Origin of the sequence: Nocardioides sp. (assembly GCF_036405735.1) — a bacterium.
GTDB lineage: Bacteria > Actinomycetota > Actinomycetes > Propionibacteriales > Nocardioidaceae > Nocardioides.
This window is the reverse complement of record NZ_DASWXC010000005.1, coordinates 13,008-30,048: the sequence shown is the minus strand read 5'-3', so window position 1 is coordinate 30,048 and position 17,041 is coordinate 13,008. Positions and strand designations below refer to the sequence as shown.

17 protein-coding genes are annotated in these 17,041 nt (G+C 70.6%); 12 read left to right on the top strand and 5 right to left on the bottom strand.

Going from position 1 to position 17,041, the window contains the following annotated elements; all coding sequences use genetic code 11:
- The 7 genes from rpsB to rlmN form a co-directional block, all read left to right on the top strand.
- Window positions 1–667, top strand: a 667-nt coding sequence (rpsB, locus tag VGE38_RS00705; protein WP_331140608.1) for a 30S ribosomal protein S2, incomplete at its 5' end; no start/stop codon positions are given.
- A 38-nt stretch (window positions 668–705) separates the two neighbouring features.
- Window positions 706–1,515, top strand: a complete 810-nt coding sequence (gene tsf, locus VGE38_RS00700; protein ID WP_331140607.1) for a translation elongation factor Ts — start codon at window positions 706–708, stop codon at window positions 1,513–1,515.
- A 132-nt stretch (window positions 1,516–1,647) separates the two neighbouring features.
- Window positions 1,648–2,361, top strand: a complete 714-nt coding sequence (pyrH, locus tag VGE38_RS00695; RefSeq protein ID WP_331140606.1) for a UMP kinase — start codon at window positions 1,648–1,650, stop codon at window positions 2,359–2,361.
- 102 nt (window positions 2,362–2,463) lie between these two features.
- Window positions 2,464–2,985, top strand: coding sequence for a ribosome recycling factor (gene frr, locus VGE38_RS00690; RefSeq protein ID WP_331140610.1), 522 nt, complete (start codon window positions 2,464–2,466; stop codon window positions 2,983–2,985).
- Window positions 2,986–3,010: 25 nt separating this feature from the next.
- Window positions 3,011–3,898 (top strand): phosphatidate cytidylyltransferase, encoded by an 888-nt coding sequence (locus tag VGE38_RS00685; protein WP_331140605.1) that lies wholly within the window; start codon window positions 3,011–3,013, stop codon window positions 3,896–3,898.
- 57 nt (window positions 3,899–3,955) lie between these two features.
- On the top strand, window positions 3,956–4,321 hold the full coding sequence (locus VGE38_RS00680) for a hypothetical protein (protein ID WP_331140604.1): 366 nt from the start codon (window positions 3,956–3,958) through the stop codon (window positions 4,319–4,321).
- A gap of 55 nt (window positions 4,322–4,376) precedes the next feature.
- Window positions 4,377–5,501 carry a dual-specificity RNA methyltransferase RlmN gene (gene rlmN / locus VGE38_RS00675; protein WP_331140603.1) on the top strand — a complete coding sequence of 375 codons (1,125 nt, stop codon included), beginning with the start codon at window positions 4,377–4,379 and terminating at the stop codon, window positions 5,499–5,501.
- A gap of 4 nt (window positions 5,502–5,505) precedes the next feature.
- On the opposite strand, the gene VGE38_RS00670 is transcribed toward rlmN, so the two are convergent.
- The 4 genes from VGE38_RS00670 to VGE38_RS00655 all read right to left on the bottom strand — a co-directional run bounded on the left by VGE38_RS00670 (window position 5,506) and on the right by VGE38_RS00655 (window position 9,591).
- Window positions 5,506–6,603, bottom strand: a complete 1,098-nt coding sequence (locus VGE38_RS00670) for an LOG family protein (RefSeq protein WP_331140602.1) — start codon at window positions 6,601–6,603, stop codon at window positions 5,506–5,508.
- Window positions 6,604–6,637: 34 nt separating this feature from the next.
- Entirely contained in the window at window positions 6,638–7,546 is a 909-nt protein-coding gene (locus VGE38_RS00665; RefSeq protein WP_331140601.1) for a serine protein kinase RIO, read from the bottom strand.
- Between the two features lie 156 nt (window positions 7,547–7,702).
- Window positions 7,703–9,133 carry an NAD(P)/FAD-dependent oxidoreductase gene (locus VGE38_RS00660; protein ID WP_331140600.1) on the bottom strand — a complete coding sequence of 477 codons (1,431 nt, stop codon included), beginning with the start codon at window positions 9,131–9,133 and terminating at the stop codon, window positions 7,703–7,705.
- Window positions 9,118–9,591 (bottom strand): Lrp/AsnC family transcriptional regulator, encoded by a 474-nt coding sequence (locus VGE38_RS00655; protein ID WP_331140599.1) that lies wholly within the window; start codon window positions 9,589–9,591, stop codon window positions 9,118–9,120. The genes VGE38_RS00660 and VGE38_RS00655 overlap by 16 nt, the downstream gene beginning before the upstream one ends.
- A gap of 223 nt (window positions 9,592–9,814) precedes the next feature.
- Here VGE38_RS00655 and VGE38_RS00650 point away from each other — a divergent pair, with 223 nt between their 5' ends.
- The 5 genes from VGE38_RS00650 (at window position 9,815) to VGE38_RS00630 (ending at window position 15,410) form a co-directional block, all read left to right on the top strand.
- Window positions 9,815–11,026 (top strand): polyamine ABC transporter substrate-binding protein, encoded by a 1,212-nt coding sequence (locus VGE38_RS00650; RefSeq protein WP_331140598.1) that lies wholly within the window; start codon window positions 9,815–9,817, stop codon window positions 11,024–11,026.
- A 1-nt stretch (window position 11,027) separates the two neighbouring features.
- Window positions 11,028–12,152 (top strand): ABC transporter ATP-binding protein, encoded by a 1,125-nt coding sequence (locus tag VGE38_RS00645; protein WP_331140609.1) that lies wholly within the window; start codon window positions 11,028–11,030, stop codon window positions 12,150–12,152.
- A gap of 67 nt (window positions 12,153–12,219) precedes the next feature.
- Window positions 12,220–13,128, top strand: coding sequence for an ABC transporter permease (locus tag VGE38_RS00640; RefSeq protein WP_331140597.1), 909 nt, complete (start codon window positions 12,220–12,222; stop codon window positions 13,126–13,128).
- The gene (locus VGE38_RS00635; protein ID WP_331140596.1) at window positions 13,125–13,994 is read left to right on the top strand and encodes an ABC transporter permease; all 870 of its coding nucleotides are present in this window, start codon (window positions 13,125–13,127) and stop codon (window positions 13,992–13,994) included. Before VGE38_RS00640 ends, VGE38_RS00635 begins: the two co-directional genes overlap by 4 nt.
- A 6-nt stretch (window positions 13,995–14,000) precedes the next feature.
- Window positions 14,001–15,410: an NAD(P)/FAD-dependent oxidoreductase gene (locus VGE38_RS00630; protein ID WP_331140595.1), complete on the top strand. Its 1,410-nt coding sequence runs from the start codon at window positions 14,001–14,003 to the stop codon at window positions 15,408–15,410.
- 144 nt (window positions 15,411–15,554) lie between these two features.
- Here VGE38_RS00630 and VGE38_RS00625 read toward each other — a convergent pair whose 3' ends face one another.
- On the bottom strand, window positions 15,555–16,964 hold the full coding sequence (locus VGE38_RS00625) for an aspartate aminotransferase family protein (protein ID WP_331140594.1): 1,410 nt from the start codon (window positions 16,962–16,964) through the stop codon (window positions 15,555–15,557).
- Between the last annotated feature and the right edge of the window lie 77 nt (window positions 16,965–17,041).

The window sequence follows — 17,041 nt, the reverse complement described above, 5'->3', positions numbered from 1 at the left end:
CATCATGTTCGTCGGCACGAAGAAGCAGGCCCAGGAGGCGATCGCCGAGCAGGCGACCCGCGTCGGCATGCCCTACGTCAACCAGCGCTGGCTCGGCGGCATGCTCACCAACTTCTCGACCGTGCACCAGCGGATCAACCGTCTCAAGGAGCTCGACGAGATCGACTTCGACGACGTCGCCGGCAGCAGCCGCACCAAGAAGGAGCTGCTGCAGATGCGCCGCGAGCGCGACAAGCTCAACAAGTCGCTCGGCGGCATCCGCGAGATGACCCGGACGCCGTCCGCGGTCTGGATCGTCGACACCAACAAGGAGCACCTCGCCGTCGAGGAGGCGCGCAAGCTGCGCATCCCGATCATCGGCATCCTGGACTCCAACTGCGACCCGGATGTCGTCGACTTCCCGATCCCGGGCAACGACGACGCGATCCGCGCGGTCGGCCTGCTGACCCGGGTCGTCGCCGACGCCGTCGCCGAGGGCCTCATCGCCCGCTCGGGTGCGAAGACGACCGAGGGTGCGGCCACCGAGGCCGAGCCGCTGGCCGAGTGGGAGCGCGAGCTGCTCGAGGCCCCCGCCGAGGCTCCGGCTGCCGAGGCGCCCGCCGCGGAGGCTCCGGCCGCCGAGGGCACCGAGCCCGCCGAGGCGCCCGAGGCCCCGGCCGAGGCCTGAGCCCCACTCCGACGTACGAGACGAGAGAAAGACACGACATGGCTTACACCGCTGCGGACGTCAAGAAGCTCCGTGAGCTGACGCAGGCCGGCATGATGGACTGCAAGAAGGCGCTCGACGAGACCGACGGCGACTTCGACAAGGCCGTCGAGCTGCTCCGCGTCAAGGGCGCCGCCAAGGCTGCCGCCCGTGCCGCCGAGCGCGAGGCGTCGGCCGGCCTCGTGGCCGCGTCGGGCAACGCCCTGATCAGCCTCAAGGCCGAGACGGACTTCGTCGCCAAGAACGAGGCCTTCGTCAACGCCGCCCAGGCGATCGCCGACGCGGCGGACGCCAACAAGGTCGGGGACGCCGAGGCCCTCAAGGCCGTCTCGCTCGGCGACAAGACGGTCGGCGAGACCGTCGAGGAGCTCGCCCGCACCATCGGCGAGAAGATCGAGCTGGGCGAGGTCGCCTACTTCGAGGGGACCACCACGGTCTACCTCCACAAGAAGGCGTCCGACCTGCCCCCCACCCTGGGCGTGCTGGTCCAGTTCGAAGGTGACGAGGCTGCCGCGAAGCAGGCCGCCCAGCAGGCCGCTGCCCTCAAGGCGCAGTACCTCACCAGCGACGAGGTCCCGGCGGACGTCGTCGCCGCCGAGAAGGACGTGCTGACCAAGAAGACGCTGGAGGAGGGCAAGCCCGAGGCTGCCGTCGCCAAGATCGTCGAGGGTCGCATCGGCGCGTTCTTCAAGGAGATCGTCCTGCTCGACCAGGAGTCGGTCTTCGAGGCCAAGAAGTCGGTCAAGCAGGTGCTCGAGGCCGCCAACACGACGGTGACGCGGTTCGCCCGCTTCGAGGTCGGCGCCTGACGAAGCGTCGGCTTGATGGACTAGGTTTCATCTGACGTACGACGAGGAGGCCGGTTCGATGACACACGAGTTGTTCATCGGGCCGGCCTCCTCGCATCTGCAGCACCACACCGACCACGGAAGGGTCAGCGCGTGACGGCGTACAAGCGGGTTCTCCTCAAGCTCTCGGGTGAGGTGTTCGGCGGCGGCCAAGTCGGCGTCGACCCCGACGTCGTGCAGGCCATCGCGCGCGAGATCAAGGCCGTCGTCGACGCCGGCGTGCAGGTCGCCGTCGTCACCGGCGGCGGCAACTTCTTCCGCGGCGCCGAGCTGCAGCAGCGCGGCATGGACCGCGCCCGCGCCGACTACATGGGCATGCTCGGCATCGTGATGAACTGCCTCGCGCTGCAGGACTTCCTGGAGAAGCAGGGCGTCGAGACCCGGGTGCAGACCGCGATCACGATGGGACAGGTCGCCGAGCCCTACATCCCGCGCCGGGCCATCCGGCACATGGAGAAGGGACGCGTCGTCATCTTCGCCGCCGGCATGGGCATGCCGTTCTTCTCCACCGACACCGTGGCGGTCCAGCGGGCGCTGGAGAGCAAGTGCGACGTCGTCCTGGTCGCCAAGAGCGGCGTCGACGGCGTCTACTCCGCGGACCCCAAGCACGACCCGAGTGCGGTGAAGTACGACGAGCTCACCTACGACCAGGCCATCGCGCAGGGCCTGCGGATCATGGACCAGACGGCGTTCGCCCTGTGCGGCGAGAACAAGCTCCCGATGGTCGTGTTCGGGATGGCGCCGGAGGGCAACATCCTGCGGGTCGTGCAGGGTGAGAAGATTGGCACGCTCGTCAGCGCGGGCTGAGGACGCCGACGCCGGGTCCGCCCCGACGAGCAGACAGACCATGCACCAGACCAGTAGGAGCCAGCGGTGACCAACGACATCCTCAACGAGGCCGACGACAAGATGGGCAAGTCGGTCGAGGCGACCCGCGAGGACTTCGCGACCCTCCGCGCCGGCCGGGTGACCCCGTCGGTGTTCAACAAGCTCATGGTCGAGTACTACGGCACTCCGACGCCCATCCAGCAGCTCGCGACCTTCACCAGCCCCGAGCCGCGGGTCATCATGATCGCGCCCTTCGACATCTCCGCGATGGCGAACATCGAGAAGGCGATCCGCGACAGCGACCTCGGCGTCAACCCGTCCAACGACGGCCGCGTGCTGCGGGCGGTCTTCCCCGAGCTGACCGAGGAGCGCCGCAAGGAGTACATCAAGCAGGCCCGCGAGAAGGCCGAGGGCGGCCGGGTGGCCGTGCGTCAGGTGCGCCAGAAGGCCAAGCAGAGCCTCGAGCGGCTCGAGAAGGACGGCGAGATCGGCAAGGACGACCTCACCGGCGCGGAGAAGCGGCTCGACGGCCTCACCAAGAAGCACACCGACGCCATCGACGAGCTGCTCAAGCACAAGGAAGCCGAGCTCCTCGAGGTCTGACGGACCTGCCACGGGACCTCGCCCCATGACCGACATGACCGCGCCCGCGCCCGACCAGGGCAGCGCCCCGCAGAACCCGCACGGCCGCGCCGGCCGCGACCTCAAGGCCGCGGTCGGGTCGGCGGTGGTGCTGCTGGGTGCCATCGCCCTCTCGCTCTTCCTGTGGAAGACCGCCTTCATGCTGATCGTGGCGGCGGCGGTGGTCGTGGCGGTGTGGGAGCTGCGCAAGGGACTGCTCGCCAAGGGCGTCGACCTTCCCGAGCAGCCACTGATGGTGGGTGGCGTCGTGATGGTCGCCGTCGCCTACTTCTGGGGCTCCGACGCGCTGGTGACCGCGACCGCCGTGACGGCGCTCGTCATCATGCTGTGGCTGCTGCGCCGCGGTGTCGACGGCTACGTCCGCAACGCGACCGCGGCCGTGTTCACCGTGGTCTACGTGCCGTTCCTCGGCTCGTTCGTCGCCCTGATGCTCGCCGAGGGCGGCGACTGGCGGCAGACCGGCGTCGACGAGGGCGTCAAGGGCATCATCACCTTCGTGCTGGTCACGATCGCCTCCGACATCGGCGGGTACGTCGCCGGCGTACTGTTCGGCCGGCACCCGATGGCCCCGGTCATCTCGCCGAAGAAGTCCTGGGAGGGCTTCGCCGGCTCGACCCTGTTCACGGTCACCGCCGGCGTGCTGCTGGTCGTGCTGCTGCTCGAGGGCGACTGGTGGGTCGGCGTCGCGCTCGGCCTGATCGCCGTCGTCATGGCGACGCTCGGGGACCTGTGCGAGTCCGTCATCAAGCGCGACCTGGGCGTGAAGGACATGAGTCAGGTCATCCCGGGCCACGGCGGGCTCATGGACCGGCTCGACTCGCTGCTGGCGACCATCGCCCCGGTCTGGCTGCTGCTGCATTACGCCGTGTTCTGACCGCGACGGGCTACGGTGGCGCCACGACGTCCTCAACGGCGAGGGGAGCAGCAGCAGATGGAGTCCTCCGCGGATCTCTCGGCCGGCGCCACCGGCGACGCCCCCGAGGCGCGCCAGCCCGACTGGTGGCATCGGGACCATCCGACCTTCACGCCGCTGGCCGGGTTCTTCTCCGGGCTGGCCTATCTCGTGCTCGTCCCGGGCCTGTTCGCCGCCGTCCTCGAGGCGTTCTTCGACCAGGACACCGTGCGGCAGCTGTTCCCGCTCGTGCTGGTCACCCTCGTCGTCCCGATCGTGCTGGTCGCCCGCCGGCACAGCCGCCGCTACGGCCTCTACTTCCTGCTCGGCATGGCAGCGACCGCGATCGTCGTGCTCGGCGTCGGGGCCCTGGTGCTGTGGGCGCTGATGTCCGGGGACGGCTGAGCGGCAGGCTCGCGAATAGGACCGGGACCGTCCCGGGTGGGACACTGGAGCCGTCATGAGCGAGCAGCCCAAGCCCCTTCCCCTGGTGATCAGCCCGCCGCGGCGCCGCGAGAAGCCGCCGCGGCACTTGGCCGACCTCACCCTCGAGGAGCGCCAGGAGCGTGCCGCGGAGCTCGGCCTGCCGGCGTTCCGCGCCAAGCAGGTCTCGGCCCACTACTTCGAGCGGCTCACCGACGACGCCGAGCAGATGACCGACCTGCCGGCCGGCCAGCGCGTCGAGATCGTCCAGGGCTTCCTGCCCGGTCTGATGACGTCGCTGCGCACGATGCAGGCCGACCGCGGCACCACCGTCAAGACGCTGTGGAAGCTGTTCGACGGAGCCCTCGTCGAGTCGGTCCTGATGCGCTACACCGACCGGGCGACGATCTGCATCTCCTCCCAGGCCGGGTGCGCGATGGCGTGCCCGTTCTGCGCGACGGGCCAGGGCGGCCTTCAGCGCAACATGTCCACCGCCGAGATCGTCCACCAGGTCGTCGTCGGTGCCCGCGCCATGGCACGCGGCGAGGTCGCCGGTGGTCCCGGCCGGCTCTCCAACGTGGTCTTCATGGGCATGGGCGAGCCGCTGGCCAACTACAAGGCCGTCATCGGCGCCGTACGCCGGCTCACCGACCCGGCTCCGCACGGGCTCGGGCTCAGCGCCCGCCACGTCACGGTCTCCACGGTCGGTCTCGTGCCACGCATCAAGCAGCTCGCCGACGAGGGCATCCCGGTCACGCTGGCGCTGAGCCTGCACGCGCCCGACGACGAGCTGCGCAACGAGCTGGTGCCGATCAACACGCACTTCTCCGTCGCGGAGACCGTGGACGCCGCGAAGGAGTACTTCGACAAGACCGGGCGCCGGGTCTCGATCGAGTACGCCATGATGCGCGACATCAACGACCAGGCGTGGCGCGCCGACCTCCTCGCCGACGTGCTCAACGAGCGCGGCCGCGGGTGGGTGCACGTCAACCTGATCCCGCTCAACCCGACTCCGGGGTCGAAGTGGACCGCGTCGGACCCGGCTGACGAGCGCGAGTTCGTGCGCCGGCTCGAGGCCAAGGGCATCTCCACGACCGTGCGCGACACCCGCGGCGACGAGATCGACGCCGCCTGCGGCCAGCTGGCCGCCACGGAGTCCTGACGCCTCAGGCGCCGTGCGCGATGAGGGCGGCCGCCTCGTCGGTGCTCTCCGCGAGGTGCACGTGCCCGGCCATGGGGCGCTGGCGCGCCAGCCGTTCGAGCAGGGGCCACACCGGCAGCTCCTCGGTCCAGTGCCGTCGCCCGACGAGCACCATCGGAGCGATCGAGGACTCGTCGGCGTAGTAGTTCTCGCAGGCGTCCTGGAACACCTCCTGCACCGTGCCCGCCGCGCCGGGCAGGAAGACGATGCCGGCCGAGCACACCTCCAGCAGGGTCGCCTCGCGCAGCGAGTTGCGGAAGTACTTCGCGATGGCGCCGGCGAAGACGTTCGGCGGCTCATGGCCGTAGTGCCAGGTGGGGATGCCGAGCGATTCCCGCCCGTCCGGGTAGGCCTCCCGGATGGCGAAGGCCGCGTCGGCCCACGCCTGCACCGACGGCCGGAAGGACGGTACGCCGGCCAGCCGGCCGGTCGCGTCGGCGACGGCGGCAGCGTCGTACCCGGCGAGGTAGCCGCCCAGATTGGCTGCCTCCATGGCGCCCGGTCCGCCGCCGGTGGCGACCGTGAGCCCGGCACCGCCCAGCGCCTGGCCGAGCCGGGCCGCTGCGGCGTACTCCTCGCTGCCGCGCGGCACCGCGTGGCCGCCCATGACGCCCACCACCCGCCGGCCGGCGAGCCAGGCCTCGAGGGCCTCGTCGACAGCGTGGTCGTGCAGAGCGCGCGCGAGGGTCGCCCCGTGGTCGCCGCCGCCCGGCTGCTGGGACCAGGCATAGGCACGGGCGTCGAGGGAGTCGGCGTAGCTGACGGCGTCGTAGAGCTCCTCGGGCGTGTACAGCGTGGAGCGGTACACCTCGACCGGCACCTCGGGGATGGTGGGCAGCACCAGCGCGCCACCCGCGTCGACGCGGTCGGCGTCACCCGGAGCGAGCTCGCACCCCAGGAAGGTGGCGTCGGCCGGGTCCAGGCGGGCCAGGGCGCCGGACCGCCCGGTCAGGTCCAGCCCCCGCAGGCGCCACCCCCGCATGGAGGTGGCGCCGGCGGCGACGCGGTGGTCGAAGTCGGCCAGCGACTCGACGTGGACGACGCGGCCGTGACGGTGCTTCACGGCTGCGACTGTAGGACGTGGCGCGTGGCGCCCGTCAGAACGCCACGGTCATCAGCTCCCCGAACAGCGCATGCTCGTCGGCGACGGCGGGATCAAGTCCGCGCTGCCGGAACCAGGTGCAGACGTTCGTGCAGTCGCGCAGCAGGAAGTCGGCCCCGGTGGGGTTGGCGACCAGGTCGACCATCTGGGGCAGATCGATGACGACCAGCCGCTCGCCGGCGGCCAGGACGTTGTACGGCGACAGGTCGCCGTGCACCAGGCCCTGCTCGGTCAGCGTGACCAGCACCTCGCGCAGCTGCGCGAAGTAGTCGGCGAGCAGCTCGGGTCCGGGACGCGTCTGGGCGAGCCGCGGCGCGGTCTCGGGCACGCCGTCGGGGCCGTCGACGCTGATCCACTCCATGAGGATCTCGGTGCCGTCGATCTGGACCGGGTAGGGGACCGGCAGGCCCAGCCCGTGGCAGCGCACCAGGGCGTCCCACTCGGCACGGGCCCACTGGCCCGCGGCGACCGACCGGCCGTAGGCGGTGCCCTTGGCCAGTGCCCGGGTATCGCGGGAGTTCCGGGTCCGCCGGCCCTCCGTGTAGGCCGCGGAGCGGTGGAAGCTGCGGTGCTCCTCGCCGCGGTAGCGCTTGGCGACCATGACGACCGCCTCGCCGAGCGCGTCGCTGCCCGGAACCGCGCGCTCCAGCAGGTGGGCGTCGGCCTCCTTGCCGGTCTTGAGGACGCCGAGGTCGGTGTCGATGGCGGCCTGCGAGGTGACGACCCAGTCGGGGCGTGGCTCCGGGCCGCGGCACAGCGGCTCGACGCTCAGCCAGGTCGACCAGCGTCGGCCAGTGTCGTCGAAGTCGCCGTCCTCGTCGGGGTCGAGGTCGTCGTAGGCGACGAAGTCGAAGACGAAGGAGGGGTCGGGATTCTGATCAGAGGTGAAGAAGTCGGAAGACAACGGTGCTCCGGTGAGTGTGAGAGGAACGGACGGCGGGCAGGCCGACAACGACAGTCGTCATGGGTCCTCGCCTCCTCTCGTGTCACCGGGTCAGGTCACCCGATCGAGCAGCACTCTGACCGACTCGTGATCCGGGCGCAACCGATTTGATCGCGCTCAGTGGCCGCCGAGCAGGGGCGCCATCGCGCGGGCGGCGAGCGACGGCCGGCCGGTGAGCTGCTCCTCGGCGTCGGCGAGCGTCATTGCACGCAGCCCGGCGTTGATCCCGAGCCAGCGCAGCGGCTCCGGCTCCCAGGCGGTCGAGCGGTGGCCGACCCAGGGCAGGGCCGTCAGCGGCGTCGGCGCGCCGAGCACGAGGTCGCGCAGGGTGCGGCCGGCCAGGTTCGTGGTGGTGACCCCGTCGCCGACGTACCCGCCGGCCCAGGCCAGCCCGGTCGCCTCGTCCAGGCCCACCGAGGCGCACCAGTCCCGCGGCACGCCCAGCACTCCGCCCCAGGCGTGGGTGACCTTCGTTCCGGAGCGGCGCAGGACCGGGAACATCTCGACCAGGGTCGCCCACAGCCGCCGGTGGACGTGGGCGTCGTCGCTGTCCTCGGCGCGCACCCGGGACCCGAAGTGGTACGGCGCCCCGCGGCCGCCGAAGACGAGCCGGTCGTCGGCGGTGCGCTGGCCGTAGACGATCAGGTGCCGGTGGTCGCTGAACGTCTCCCGTCGTGCGAGCCCGATCTCGTCCCACACGTGCGGGGGCAGGGGAGCGGTGGCGATCACGAGGGAGTGCACCGGCACCACCACCCGCCGGTGGCCGGGGAGCGTGGGGGTGTAGCCCTCGGTGGCCCGCACCACGACGTCGGCGCTCACCGTGCCGCCGGGGGTGCGCACCAGGTGCGGCTCGAGCGCCAGCGCCGGCGTGCGCTCGTAGATCCGGACGCCACGGCGCTCGACCGCCCGTGCGAGCCCGCGCACGAGACGCGCCGGGTGCACGGCCGCGCAGTCCGGCGTGTAGGTGGCGCCGAGCGTCCCGGTCGCGTTGAGGACGCGGCGCGCGGCGACGGCGTCGAGCAGGCGCAGCTCCTCCTCGTCGCGGCCCCAGGACCGCGCGGCGACGACCTCGGCCCGAGCGCGCTCCAGCTGGGCCGGCGTGCGGGCCAGCACGATCGTCCCGCCCTTGGCGAGATGGGCGTCGATGCCCTCGGCGCGGACGACGGCCGCCAGCTCGTCGATGCTCGCCCGCATCGCGGCGTGCTGGGCGAGGGCGGCCCCCCGGCCGCCGTACCGTGCCAGCGCGTCGAGCGAGGCGGGGAAGAGCGCGGAGGCCCAGCCGCCGTTGCGGCCCGAGGCCCCGAACCCGGCCACCTCGCGCTCCACGACCGCGATCCGGAGGTCGGGCCGGGCGCCGGCCAGGTAGTAGGCCGTCCACAGCCCGGTGAAGCCGGCACCCACGATCGCCACGTCGACGCTCAGGTCGCCGTCGAGGGCGGCGCGCGGCGCCCACGACCCACCCGCCGTGGCGTGCCACAGCGACAGGCCGTCGTAGACGCCTGCAGAGGACCGGACAGGAGGCGGGGGTGAGATCAGCGCACCCCCCACGAGTAGGTCTGCTTGCGCAGATGGAGGTACATGAAGGTCTCCGTGGCGACGACGCCGGCGATGGTGCGGATCCGGCCTGAGATCAGCTCGAGCAGGTGCTCGTCGCTCTCGCACACCACCTCCACGAGGAGGTCGTAGGCACCCGCGGTCACCACGACGTAGTCGACGTCGTCGAGCCCGGCGAGCTCGTCGGCCACCGGCTCCAGCGGCCCGGTCACCTTGATCCCGATCATCGCCTGCCGCGCGAACCCCATCTCGACGGGGTCGGTCACCGCGACGACCTGCATGACGCCGCTCTCGATCAGGCGCTGCACGCGTTGGCGGACCGCGGCCTCGGACAAGCCGACGACCTTGCCGATGGCGGCGTAGGAACGGCGACCGTCCTGCTGCAGCTGCTCGATGATCGCCTTGCTCACCTCGTCGAGGTTCGCCGCTGGCCGGGCCGGGTTGCGCTTCATGGGGGTCAGTGTCCCGGTACGGCGGCGCGTGGGTCAAAGGGTTGCCCGGGTCGAGACCGACGCTTTCGCTGGTGAGGCGCTCCGATCACGACGCAGTTCGTTGCAGTCTTGTTTCGTGCCTACGGAATCGCTTGTCCTCGGCCCGATGCTCTGCAACGATCCCGACACGGGGGACGATCGTCCGCCGGACCGTCCTGGTGTGGCGTTGATCTGGAGGTAGGCGATGACGAGCCTTCGTGAACTCGAGCAGCTGCGAGCGATGGTGGCCGGCACCGGCCTCAGCCGGCGCTCCCTGATGCGGGGCGCCTCGCTGTCGGCACTGGCCCTCGGCGTCCCGACGCTGCTCTCGGCCTGCGGCACCGACTCGCAGGTCCAGGACACCGAGTCCTGCAAGAGCACCGACATCTCCGAGAAGGAGAAGACCGTGGTCTTCTCCAACTGGCCGGAGTACATCGACGTCGACGACAACGGCAACATGCCGACGTTGCAGCGGTTCCAGAAGCAGAGCGGCATCGCCGTCACCTACAACGCCGACGTCAACGACAACAACGAGTTCTTCGGCAAGATCAAGGACCAGCTCGGCGGCTGTGAGCCGATCGGGCGCGACATCATCGTCCTCACCGACTGGATGGCCGCCCGGATGGTCGGCCTGAACTGGCTGCAGAAGCTCGACAAGGCGAACCTGCCCAACGTCGAGGCCAACCTCAAGGCGTCGCTCAGGTCGCCCTCCTGGGACGAGAACCGCGACTACAGCGTGCCGTGGCAGAGCGGCCTGACCGGCATCGCCTACAACGCCAAGTACACCGGGGAGGTGAGGACCTTCGAGGAGCTCCTCACCCGTCCCGACCTGAAGGGCAAGGTCAGCCTGCTCACTGAGATGGGCGACACGATGGGCTTCATGCTCAAGCTCGAGGGCTCCGACCCCAGCGACTTCACGCAGGAGGAGTGGGACGCCGCCCTGGGCCGGATGGAGGAGGTCGTGGCGTCGGGCCAGATCCGGCGGTTCACCGGCAACGACTACGTCGACGACCTCAACGCCGGCAACCTGGTCGCCTGCGAGGCATGGTCGGGCGATGTCATCGCGATGCAGTACGACAACCCCGACATCAAGTGGGTCGTGCCCGAGGAGGGACTGTCGCTGTGGTCGGACAACATGCTGGTTCCCAACCGGGCCGAGCACAAGGCGAACGCCGAGCAGCTGATGAACTTCTACTACGACCCGAACGCCGCGGCGATGCTCGCGGCGTGGGTGAACTACATCTGCCCCGTCGAGGGTGCGCAGAAGGCGATGGAGAAGATCGACCCGTCCCTGGTCGACAACCCGCTCATCTTCCCGACCGAGGACTTCCTCGCGGGTGCCTTCGAGTTCATGCAGCTCGACGAGAAGACCAGGCAGCAGTACGACAAGGACTTCGCGAGGGCGATCGGTGCCTGAGATGGCTCCGGTCCGGGCCGACCTCCAGCTCCGGGGGGTCGTCAAGAGGTTCGGTGCCTTCACCGCGGTCGACGAGCTCGACCTCACGGTTCCGGAAGGGTCGTTCTTCGCGCTGCTCGGCCCGTCGGGCTGCGGCAAGACCACGACGCTGCGGATGGTCGCAGGGCTCGAGGAGCCGACCGCGGGGTCGATCCTCCTCGGCGAGCAGGACATCACCGACCTCAAGCCCTACCGGCGCCCGGTCAACACGGTCTTCCAGAGCTATGCCCTCTTCCCGCACATGTCGGTCGCGGACAACGTCGCCTTCGGCCTGAAGCGGCGCGGTCGCAAGAAGGTCGACGCCGAGGTGAGCGCGATGCTCGACCTCGTCGAGCTCGGCCATCTGGCAGGACGCAAGCCCGCCCAGCTCTCCGGCGGCCAGCAACAGCGGGTCGCGCTTGCCCGGGCGCTCATCAACCAGCCGCGGGTGCTGTTGCTCGACGAGCCGCTCGGCGCCCTCGACCTCAAGCTGCGTCGCGCGATGCAGATCGAGCTCAAGCGGATCCAGACCGAGGTGGGTCTGACCTTCGTCCATGTCACCCACGACCAGGAGGAGGCCATGACGATGGCCGACACCGTCGCGGTGATGAACAACGGCCGCATCGAGCAGCTGGGGGCTCCCGAGGAGCTCTACGACCTGCCGGCGACGACGTTCGTGGCCAACTTCCTGGGCCAGTCCAACCTCGTCGGTGCCACGGTCAGCGGGATGAGCGGCAACGACCTGCTGCTCGACGTGCATGGCTCCCGGCTGGTGGCACCGGTGGCCCGCGCCGGCGTCAAGGACGGCCGGGCCTGGATCGGCATCCGTCCCGAGAAGGTCTTCCTGACCCTGCCCGGCGAGCCCAGCGACGGTGACAGCGTCCTGACCGGCGGCGTGGTGACCGACGTCAGCTTCGTGGGCGTGAGCACGCAGTACCTCGTGCGGATGCCGTGGGAGCAGGAGCTGACCGTCTTCGAGCAGAACCACACCAGCGTGCGGCGGTTCGTTCCCGGCGACCAGGTCGACCTGCGCTGGCGGCCCGAGCACACCTTCACCCTCGACGCCGCCCAGGACGCCACGGCCGGCGCCGAGCCGGAGGACGAATGAACACCCCACGGCGTTCTGCGCTCCGTTCGCTGCGCTCGCTGCGCACACAACGACGCGGGGACCCCGCATGAGCGCCGCCGGCGGACACCTGCCGCCGGCCGAGGTGCCGCTCGACGCCCCGCCGCCCGAGCAGCGCCGCTCGGGCCGCACCGGCTACCTGCTGCTCCTGCCCGGATCGGTGTGGCTGGGGCTGTTCTTCCTGGTCCCGGCCGTGACGCTGGTGGCGACCAGCCTCTACGACCCGGCCGGCTCGCTGCAGACCGGCTACGCCATGACCGGGCACGTCGCGAACTACCTCGACGCGATCGGCGACTACCGCGAGCAGATCGTCCGCTCGCTCGTCTACGCGCTGCTGGCGACCGGTGCCTGCGTCCTGCTCGGCTACCCGCTGGCCTACGCCATCGCGTTCAAGGCGGGTCGCTGGAAGAACCTGATGCTGGTGGCGGTCATCGCGCCGTTCTTCACCAGCTTCCTGGTCCGGACGCTGTCGTGGAAGTACCTCCTCGGCGACCACCAGTGGATCGTGGACGGCCTGCAGACCGTCCACCTGCTCAGCGAGGACGGACGGCTGCTGAACACGCCGCTCGCGGTGATCACCGGGTTGACGTACAACTTCCTGCCCTTCACGGTGCTGCCGCTCTACGCGTCCCTGGAGAAGATCGACCACCGACTCATCGAGGCCGCCCAGGACCTCTACGCCTCGCCGTTCACCGCCTTCCGCCAGGTCACCTTGAAGCTGTCGATGCCGGGCCTGGTCGCCGGCACGCTGCTGACCTTCATCCCGGCGGCGGGCGACTACATCAACGCCGAGCTGCTCGGCAGCCCGAACACCCGCATGCTCGGCAACGAGATCGAAGGCCTCTTCGCGGCCGGCGACTACCCGATCGCCTCGGCGCTCTCGGTGGTCCTCATGGTCGGCATCGTGGTGATGGTCGCCGGGTACGTCCGCAAGGCCGGGACGGAGGAGCTGCTGTGAGCACGACGGTCACCGCACGGCCGGACCGCGACACGGGCGGCGGGAGTACGCCGGCGGTCCGACGCACGCGCCCGCTGCAGTGGCTAGCGGACCACCTCGTGCTGATCCTCGGCCTGCTGGTGCTGCTCTACATGGTCGCGCCGGTGCTGGTCGTGGTGCTGATGTCGTTCAACGACCCCGCGGCACGGAACTCCTACACCTTCGACGGGTTCACGCTCGCCAACTGGACCGACCTGTGCCGGCCCTACCAGCTGTGCTCGTCGGTCGGGGTGTCGCTGCGGCTCGGGCTGCTCGCCACGGTCGTCGCGACGCTGCTCGGCACCCTCATGGCCTTCGCCATGGTGCGGCACCGTTTCCGCGGGCGCGGCACCGCCAACGTGCTCATCTTCCTGCCGATGGCCACTCCCGAGATCGTGATGGGCTCCTCGCTGCTGGCGTTGTTCGTCAGCGCCGGCATGGCGTCGCTGCTGGGCTTCTGGACGATCTTCGTCGCCCACGTGCTCTTCTGCCTCTCCTTCGTGGTGGTCACGGTGAAGGCGCGGCTGGCGGGCCTCGACCCGCGGCTCGAGCAGGCTGCCGCCGACCTGTACGCCAACGAGTGGCAGACGTTCTGGCGGGTCAGCCTGCCGCTGGTCTTCCCGGGGATCCTGGCCGCGGCGCTGCTGTCGTTCTCGCTCTCGTTCGACGACTTCATCATCACCAACCTCAACTCCGGCCAGACCGTCACGTTCCCGATGTTCGTGTGGGGCGCGGCCCAGCGCGGCGTGCCGATGCAGGTCAACGTGATCGGCACGATCATGTTCCTGGTCGCGCTCCTCGTCGTCGTCGTGGGCGAGCTCGGCAGCCGTCGCCGCTCGCGGGGCTGAGCGCCGGTGACCAGCTCGGCCGACCGGTCCGTGCGCGCCCTGGCTACCGCCGAGCCGGCCGTCTTCTGGCTCGACGACGACCGGGCGCCCGAGCCGCTGCCACCCGCCACCGGTGCGGTCGAGGCCGACCTGGTCGTCGTCGGCGGCGGCTACAGCGGGCTGTGGACCGCGCTGCTGGCCCGCGAGCGTCATCCGTCCTGGTCGGTGGTCCTGCTGGAGGCGACCCGGTGCGGCGACCAGGCCAGCGGGCGCAACGGCGGCTTCGCATCGGCCAGCCTGACCCACGGGTTCGGCAACGGCCTGGCCCGCTGGCCCGACGAGCTCGACATGCTCGACCGGATGGGCGCGGAGAACCTCGCCGAGATCGGGCGCACCGTCGCCGAGCACGGCATCGACTGCGACTGGCGGCGGACCGGCGAGCTCGGCGTCGCGACCCAGCCGCACCAGGTCGACGAGCTCGAGGAGGCCGCCGAACAGCTGCGCGCCCACGGCCACCGCGCCGAGCTGCTCGACGCGTCCGCCGTCCGCGGGCTGGTCGACTCGCCGACGTACCTCGCCGGACTCCACCTGCCCGACGAGACCGCGCTGGTCGAGCCGGGGCGGCTCGCCTGGGGACTGCGCCAGGCCTGTCTCGACGCCGGCGTCGTGATCCACGAGGGCACCCGGGTCACGGGCCTGGAGCGGGCCGGCGCCGGCGTCCGGCTGACGACCGACGGCGGCGCCGCCGTCCGCGCCGGCCGGGTCGCGCTGGCCACGAACGCCTTCCCGCCGCTGCTGCGACGGCTGCGCCTCATGACGGTGCCGGTCTACGACTACGTGCTGATGACCGAGCCGCTCTCCGCGGCCCAGCGGGCGTCGATCGGGTGGGAGGGCCGGCAGGGGATCGGTGACGCGGCGAACCTCTTCCACTACTACCGGCTGACCCGCGACGACCGGATCCTGTGGGGTGGCTACGACGCGATCTACCACTACGGGTCGCGGATCGCGCCGGCGTACGAGCAGGGCGCCACGCACGAGCTGCTGGCCCGGCACTTCTTCGAGACCTTCCCGCAGCTGGAGGGACTCTCCTTCACGCACCGCTGGGCCGGGGTGATCGACACCTGCACCAGGTTCGCGGCGTTCTTCGGCACGGCGTACGACGGCCGCGTGGCCTATGCCGCCGGCTACACCGGCCTCGGGGTGGCTGCCACGCGCTTCGGCGCGCAGGTGATGCTCGACCTGCTCGCCGGCGAGGAGACCGAGCGGACCCGGCTGGCGATGGTGCGCCGCAAGCCGGTGCCGTTCCCGCCCGAGCCGTTGCGCTACGCCGGCATCGGGCTCACGCGTCGCGCGCTGGCCCGCTCCGACGCCCGCGGCGGCCGGCGCGGCCCCTGGTTGGCGACCCTGGACCGGCTCGGCCTCGGCTTCGACTCCTGAGGCCCGGCGCCCGGCCGGCGGTCCAAACTGTCACCGTGACAGTTGGCGTCGAGAGTGACAGTTCGAAGTGTCACTTCCCGCGCACAGTGTCACGGTGACACTCTGCGCGGCGGCGGCGCAGGTGGGGCGGGCTCCGCGAGCCGCCTAGAGCATCGTCGAGGCCTTCTCCAGCACGACGCGCAGGATCTGCTCCATCTCGTCGAAGTGCGTCTGGTCGCAGATGAGCGGGGGAGAGAGCTGGATGACCGGGTCGCCGCGGTCGTCGGCGCGGCAGTAGAGCCCCTCGTCGTAGAGCGCCTTGGAGACGTAGCCGAACAGGATGCGCTCGCACTCCTCCTCGCTGAACGTCTCCTTGGTGGCGCGGTCCTTGACCAGCTCGATGCCGTAGAAGTAGCCGGCACCGCGCACGTCGCCGACGATCGGGAGGTCCTTCAGCTTCTCGAGGGTGGTGAGGAAGGCGCCCTCGTTGTCGCGGACGTTCTCCAGCAGCCGCTCGCGCTCGAAGATGTCCAGGTTCGCGAGCGCCACCGCGGTGGAGACCGGGTGACCGCCGAAGGTGTAGCCGTGGGCGAACATGTTGCCGTCGGCCAGGAACGGCTCCATCAGCCGGTCCGAGGCGATCATCGCGCCGAGCGGGGAGTAGCCGGAGGTGAGTCCCTTGGCGCAGGTGATGATGTCGGGCTCGTAGTCGTAGCGCTCGGCGCCGAACATGTGGCCGAGCCGGCCGAAGGCGCAGATCACCTCGTCGGAGACCAGCAGCACGTCGTACGCGTCGCAGATCTCGCGCACCCGCTGCCAGTAGCCCGGCGGCGGCGGGAAGCAGCCGCCGGCGTTCTGAACCGGCTCCAGGAAGACGGCGGCGACCGTGTCAGGACCCTCGTTCTCGATGGCGACCGCGATCTGGTCCGCGGCCCAGCGACCGAAGGCCTCGTTGGAGGCGGCGTCCGTGACGTCGATGTAGCCGGCGGTGATCTCGGCGGCGCGGTAGGAGTTCGTGTTCGGGACCCGGAAGGTGGAGGGCACGAGCGGCTCGAACTGCTGCTTGAGCGTCGGGAGCCCCGTGATCGACAGCGCACCCTGGGTGGTCCCGTGGTAGGCGATGGCCCGGCTGATCACCTTGTGCTTCAGTGGGCGTCCGGTGAGCTTGAAGTAGTTCTTCGCCAGCTTCCACGCGGTCTCGACCGCCTCGCCGCCGCCGCTGGTGAAGAAGACTCGGTTGAGCGACCCGGGCGCGTGGCCGGCGACCCGCTCGGCCAGCTCGATCGCCTTGGGGTGGGCGTAGGACCACAGCGGCATGAAGGCCAGCTGCCGGGCCTGCGCCGCTGCCGCCTCGGCCAGCTCGGTGCGGCCGTGGCCGACCTGGCTGACGAAGAGGCCCGCGAGCCCGTCGAGGTAGCGCTTGCCCTGGGCGTCCCAGATGTAGGCACCCTCGCCCTTGACGATGACCGGCACGTCACCGGCGTCGTAGGAGGAGTGGCGGGTGAAGTGCAGCCACAGATGATCCTTGGCGGCCTGTTGCAGATGGGTCCAGTCGGCGCTGTAGTCCGGGTCCATGGCCCCATGGTCGTCGCGGCCTTCATCGATTGCAAGTGATTCCGTCGTCCGATCCGGCACGAGGCAACGGAATCAGT

What these genes read in the sequence shown, in the direction of transcription:
- tsf (WP_331140607.1), top strand. Translation starts at nt 706, where the DNA reads ATGGCTTACACCGCTGCGGACGTCAAGAAGCTCCGTGAGCTGACGCAG.
- frr (WP_331140610.1), top strand. Translation starts at nt 2,464, where the DNA reads ATGGGCAAGTCGGTCGAGGCGACCCGCGAGGACTTCGCGACCCTCCGC.
- VGE38_RS00685 (WP_331140605.1), top strand. Translation starts at nt 3,011, where the DNA reads ATGACCGACATGACCGCGCCCGCGCCCGACCAGGGCAGCGCCCCGCAG.
- VGE38_RS00680 (WP_331140604.1), top strand. Translation starts at nt 3,956, where the DNA reads ATGGAGTCCTCCGCGGATCTCTCGGCCGGCGCCACCGGCGACGCCCCC.
- rlmN (WP_331140603.1), top strand. Translation starts at nt 4,377, where the DNA reads ATGAGCGAGCAGCCCAAGCCCCTTCCCCTGGTGATCAGCCCGCCGCGG.
- VGE38_RS00655 (WP_331140599.1), bottom strand. Translation starts at nt 9,591, where the DNA reads ATGAAGCGCAACCCGGCCCGGCCAGCGGCGAACCTCGACGAGGTGAGC.
- VGE38_RS00650 (WP_331140598.1), top strand. Translation starts at nt 9,815, where the DNA reads ATGACGAGCCTTCGTGAACTCGAGCAGCTGCGAGCGATGGTGGCCGGC.
- VGE38_RS00645 (WP_331140609.1), top strand. Translation starts at nt 11,028, where the DNA reads ATGGCTCCGGTCCGGGCCGACCTCCAGCTCCGGGGGGTCGTCAAGAGG.
- VGE38_RS00640 (WP_331140597.1), top strand. Translation starts at nt 12,220, where the DNA reads ATGAGCGCCGCCGGCGGACACCTGCCGCCGGCCGAGGTGCCGCTCGAC.
- VGE38_RS00625 (WP_331140594.1), bottom strand. Translation starts at nt 16,964, where the DNA reads ATGGACCCGGACTACAGCGCCGACTGGACCCATCTGCAACAGGCCGCC.